5 protein-coding genes are annotated in these 2,899 nt (G+C 56.4%); all 5 read left to right on the forward strand.

Annotation, left to right across the window (positions count from 1 at the left end):
- A partial coding sequence (locus GGR36_RS21525; RefSeq protein ID WP_221229658.1) for a hypothetical protein occupies nucleotides 1-564 on the forward strand: 564 nt, incomplete at its 5' end.
- A 155-nt stretch (nucleotides 565-719) separates the two neighbouring features.
- Entirely contained in the window at nucleotides 720-971 is a 252-nt protein-coding gene (locus GGR36_RS21530) for a hypothetical protein (protein WP_183638635.1), read from the forward strand.
- 107 nt (nucleotides 972-1,078) lie between these two features.
- On the forward strand, nucleotides 1,079-1,354 hold the full coding sequence (locus GGR36_RS21535) for a hypothetical protein (RefSeq protein ID WP_183638637.1): 276 nt from the start codon (nucleotides 1,079-1,081) through the stop codon (nucleotides 1,352-1,354).
- 563 nt (nucleotides 1,355-1,917) lie between these two features.
- Entirely contained in the window at nucleotides 1,918-2,298 is a 381-nt protein-coding gene (locus GGR36_RS21540) for a hypothetical protein (protein WP_183638640.1), read from the forward strand.
- Between the two features lie 96 nt (nucleotides 2,299-2,394).
- Nucleotides 2,395-2,733: a hypothetical protein gene (locus GGR36_RS21545; protein WP_183638643.1), complete on the forward strand. Its 339-nt coding sequence runs from the start codon at nucleotides 2,395-2,397 to the stop codon at nucleotides 2,731-2,733.
- Nucleotides 2,734-2,899: the final 166 nt, after the last annotated feature.

Below are 2,899 nucleotides of genomic sequence, written 5' to 3' on the forward strand. Positions count from 1 at the left end.
GTTGCGCGGCTAACAAGGCAGTCAACCGGACACCCAAATGCTGCGCATTTGGGTTCCCTTCGCTGGCGCTCCGGTGCCGGTTACTTCCACGTTAGGTCGCAAATGCCTTCGAATCTGTTTTCACCGCCAGAGGCAAGGTTATCGGACGCAGTGCCGGTCCAACGTAAATCCCTATTTCTGTCGTTCTTAATCGGTCTCATAGTCGTTGCCGCGCTTTATTCCCTCGTTGTTCTGGGTGCCACGGCACTCCTGCTTTCCTTCTTGAGTGCGGTCAGCGAGTTAGAGGCTGAGAAAGAGATGGCTAGGCTGTCGGCATTCTTTGACGTGTGGATGGACGCAGGTTCAATTGCCTCTGGTTTTATCGGCGGCTATCTTTGTACTCGGAGAGCGAGGCGATCTGAGTTAGGGCTTGGGTTCTCCCTTGCGGCCAGCGTCGCAATACTTGGCGCGGGCCTCGGGCTCGCGGACTTCAAAGCTGCCGCTGGGGTGCCGAGCATGACCCTCGTGATTGTTTCACTGCTCTTCGGAGCGTTTTCCGGTGCGAGGCGCAACCGTGCGTCCTAACCAGTCCGTCAACGGGACATCCAAATGCTGCGCATTTGGGTTCCCTCGGCTGCGCCTCGGTGCCCGTTACGTCCAACGTTAGGCGCCGCTTTTTGTTGCGCCAAGAAATATGCTTTCACCTATTTGCAGTTCTTTCTGCGGCTAACGGAAGCGCTATGACATCGAACGAAAAGCAATATTGGTTTCCCGCAAAACGTTACGGCTGGGGCTGGGGCGTGCCAACAATGTGGCAAGGTTGGGTCGTTTTGGGCCTCTTCTTCAGCCTTGTCCTGGCAGGCGTGGTTACCGTACTTCCAACCTATGGAACAACTGGCTTTGCCGCCTACACAGGTGTGCTCACACTCGCGTTAACTGCCATCTGCTGGGTCAAAGGCGAGCGCCCACAATGGCGTTGGGGCAAGAAGTGACGGCAGCGCCTAACCAGTCAGTCAACGGGACACCCAAATGCTACGCATTTGGGTTCCCTCGGCTGCGCCTCGGTGCCCGTTACGTCCAACGTTAGAGCGCAAAAAGAATGGCTGCCCCTACGTCATCGCATGCAGAGCAAAACAGTTCCGGCCTTGGGTTGGGTTTTGTTGTCGCATTGGTGGCCATGCTCGCAATCATGATTGGGTCAATCTACTACCCTTTCCCAAACGGCAAGCACCTCGATTTTTGGGGGTTTGTCGCTCTTTGGGGCCGCGAAATACTCATTGTCGGGCTATCTCTTTTTGTAATTATCGTCATGGCCGTTGCTTGGCTGGTCCGGCTGATCCGTGGCAAACCCAAGGGGGAGCGAAATGCGCTCTAACCATTCCGTCGAGAGGGACGGTTTGCAAGCTGCGCTTGCAAATACCCTCCGCCGCTTTGCGGCTCCGGCCGCCCCTCACGTCAAACGTTAGCCACTCGCCTTGAATTGCTTTCTTTTCGTGTGGTCAATTCTTGAAATGCTGCTTCGGCGCGGCGCTGGTTCCGGGGCGCCGCAGCGCCTCTCCTGCGCCAACGGTCATCACACTGCAAGGCTTGCGTGCACTCGTCAGGTGTCGGCTTCGAGTGCGGCGCCGTCAGCTGCTGGCGGTGGTTTGAGTTCTTCCGGTTTGGGGCTCTTCGGGCTTACGGTTCGCATGCCAACGCACTTTTGGGCTGGTGCAAGAGTAAGGGCCTTTTCCCTTGCCGGCGCTGTTGGCGGTGCGGTTCAATTCGCTCGGCGCCTTGTGCCTTCGGCCCGCCGTTCGGTGGCTCAATCGGGCAGCGGTTGCGCGGCTAACAAGGCAGTCAACCGGACACCCAAATGCTGCGCATTTGGGTTCCCTTCGCTGGCGCTCCGGTGCCGGTTACTTCCACGTTAGCCGTCCGCAAAAGTAGCACCCCGACATGTTCGAACTTCTTTTCGAAATCATTGGCGAGTTTCTGCTCCAAGCGTTCTTTGAAGCCCTTGCAGAAATTGGACTTCAGGCGCTTGTCGAGCCATTTCGAAGAAGACCGAACCCTTACTTGGCTTCTTTTGGCTACGCTATTTTTGGCACAATTGCGGGCACTATCAGCTTGTTCGTGTTCCCCACGCATTTTGTTTCGGCTTCCATCTGGCGCATTGCCAATCTTGTCTTCACTCCGGTGGCGACGGGCCTGTTCATGGCATATGTGGGTTCATTGCGTGCGCGCCGGGGCTATCCGGTACTCCGCATCGACCGGTTCTCTTACGCGTACCTTTTCGCTCTTTGCATGGCGCTGGTACGCTTCTGGTTTGCCAAGTGACGGCTAACAAGTCCGTCAACGGGACGCCAAAATGCTGCGCATTTTGGTTCCCTCCGCTGCGCTCCGGCGCCCGTTACGTCCAACGTTAGGCATCGAATGACGCTTTCGCGATTAAGGGCAATTGAATGGCACGACCTGCCAATCGAAAGCCTCACGCTAAACGCCCAGGGTTTTGCGCTGGTAGTAACTCCGTTTCATGAAGAAACGCAGTCATATTCGGTTGTCACGCTCCATATATCCGAAGCGGCCACAGTGAACCTAAACATTTCCGGGCCGCTCAGCTCGAGAGACTTCTCAGCGATTGAAGTGAGCTCCTTCCAGTATTCGTTGAATGACACCAATCGCCTCTCCGGCGTCATCGAAATTCTCCCCGGAAGCGCTGGGTTTTGGTCCATTGCGTTCGAGAACGCCAACTGGGAGGTCGCCCATGCCTAACAAGTCCGTCAACGGGACGCCAAAATGCTGCGCATTTTGGTTCCCTCCGCTGCGCTCCGGCGCCCGTTACGTCCAACGTTAGGGCTTCTATGGCATCCGATGTTGATTTCCCAGACGATGAAAACGGCGACGTTTTGCGTCGCATGCGCGAAAGCGGTGACAACCT

Origin of the sequence: Niveibacterium umoris, from assembly GCF_014197015.1 — a bacterium.
GTDB classification, from domain to species: Bacteria; Pseudomonadota; Gammaproteobacteria; order Burkholderiales; family Rhodocyclaceae; genus Niveibacterium; species Niveibacterium umoris.

Coding starts and splice junctions, on each gene's coding strand:
- GGR36_RS21545 (WP_183638643.1), top strand. CDS start 2,395: ATGACGCTTTCGCGATTAAGGGCAATTGAATGGCACGACCTGCCAATC.
- GGR36_RS21530 (WP_183638635.1), top strand. CDS start 720: ATGACATCGAACGAAAAGCAATATTGGTTTCCCGCAAAACGTTACGGC.
- GGR36_RS21540 (WP_183638640.1), top strand. CDS start 1,918: ATGTTCGAACTTCTTTTCGAAATCATTGGCGAGTTTCTGCTCCAAGCG.
- GGR36_RS21535 (WP_183638637.1), top strand. CDS start 1,079: ATGGCTGCCCCTACGTCATCGCATGCAGAGCAAAACAGTTCCGGCCTT.